Source organism: Emticicia sp., from assembly GCF_049241225.1.
Classification (GTDB): Bacteria; Bacteroidota; Bacteroidia; order Cytophagales; family Spirosomataceae; genus Emticicia.
The window spans coordinates 24,509-26,264 of the sequence record NZ_JBMLRC010000430.1 but is presented as its reverse complement, the minus strand read 5'-3'; the positions used below and the strand labels follow the sequence as shown (position 1 = coordinate 26,264).

2 protein-coding genes are annotated in these 1,756 nt (G+C 38.7%); both read right to left on the bottom strand.

Annotated features, from left to right (window positions below; all coding sequences use genetic code 11):
- The coding region (gene purD, locus ACOVO2_RS22250) for a phosphoribosylamine--glycine ligase (RefSeq protein ID WP_421772080.1) at positions 1-1,265 on the bottom strand (1,265 nt) is incomplete at its 3' end.
- Positions 1,266-1,424: 159 nt separating this feature from the next.
- The coding region (locus tag ACOVO2_RS22245) for a hypothetical protein (RefSeq protein ID WP_421772079.1) at positions 1,425-1,756 on the bottom strand (332 nt) is incomplete at its 5' end.

The following is a 1,756-nucleotide window of genomic DNA, read 5'->3' as shown; positions in this document are numbered from 1 at the left end:
TTCCCGATGTCGTTTCGGAAGTATTTTCCGTCAAATATAATCTTTTTTGCCATTGCCTGCGACTTTTTACGTGCAGAATTTAGCGTACGTGCCATTCCAGTGGTTACGATTACTCGACCACCGTTGGTTTGCACCGAACCATCAGTAGCGATTTTTGTGCCAGCATGAAAAATGATGATATCTTTTTCGGCTTCTGGAATCGTCATTACATCGCCTTTGCGATAATCTTCGGGATAACCCTTTGCCACCGAAACCGTTGCGATAGCCGCTTTTGGATTCACCGAAAGTTTGATTTTATCCAGTTTACCATCGGCCGTTGCTTTCATCAATTTTACCATATCAGTCTTGATTCTTGGTAAAACTACCTCGGTTTCTGGGTCGCCCATGCGAGCGTTGTACTCAATCACGTAAGGTTCACCGCCGACATTCATTAGTCCAACGAAAATAAACCCTACATATTTGATGCCTTCGGCTTGTAAACCTTCGAGCGTTGGTTTTACGACTCTTTCTTCAACTTTACCCAAAAACTCGGCATCGGCAAATGGCACTGGCGATACAGCTCCCATTCCACCCGTATTTAAGCCTTTATCATTTACGCCAATACGCTTATAATCTTTGGCTTCGGGTAGAATTTTGTAGTTTTTACCATCGGTTAAGACAAATACAGAAAGCTCGATTCCCGAAAGGTATTGTTCAATAAGCACTTTGCTGCTGGCATCACCAAATTTGGCTTCGGCAAGCATTTCGTGTAAAGCTTGACGGGCTTCGGCTTTAGTTTCGGCAATGATTACGCCTTTTCCTGCTGCCAAACCATCGGCTTTCAATACGATTGGTAAAGATTGCGTTTCGAGATAAGCCAAACCTTCTTGTAAAGTGTCTTTCGTGAAAGTTTGTGAAGCTCCCGCTGGAATTTTATACTTCTGCATGAAACCTTTCGAGAAGTCTTTGCTGCCTTCAAGTCTTGCCCCAGAAGCATCTGGCCCAACGATTTTTATTTTTTTGAGAACTTTATCTTTCTTGAAAAAATCGACAATTCCACGCACCAAAGGCTCTTCGGGGCCTACGATTACCATTTCGATTTTATTTTCCTTTACGGCATTGCCAATGGCTTCAAAATCATTTACACCGATTGGCAAATTAGTTGCAATTTGTGCGGTTCCTGCATTGCCAGGAGCAACAAAAAGATTTGTACAGTTTTTTGATTGTGCAATTTTCCAAGCAAAAGTATGCTCACGTCCACCCGAACCAAGTATTAGAATATTCATTGAAATTAGAATCTTTGTATTTTGAACTCGTAAAGTTCGTCAAGTTTTTTGTAAAATAATAGAATTGAGGGGTAATGGTTAATGATTAATGGCGAATGATTAACGTAAAACATTGATAATCAAAAGTATATCGCAACTCAAGTTTACTATTTTGTATAACTATACTATGGCATTTTTTGAAGAAACTGAGAGTTCTACATAAACTAAACCGAGTATTATCAAGATTTCTCCTATAAAATATATTATTCCTAAAATAGTAATTTGTTGATAAAGAAGCATCACGAGAACTGCTGTAAGAAAGCAATACATCAAATTAGCTACCGCAATTATTTTTAAGTATGTTCGCCAATTTTTACCTACAAAAAAATAACAATTCATTGAATAAACTGCGAAAATACACGCCAAAATTGATAAAACACAAAGGTGTTTTTGCGGCATACCGAAGGCATCTTCAAACATTCTCAACACTATACCTACAAGAAATGCAGTAA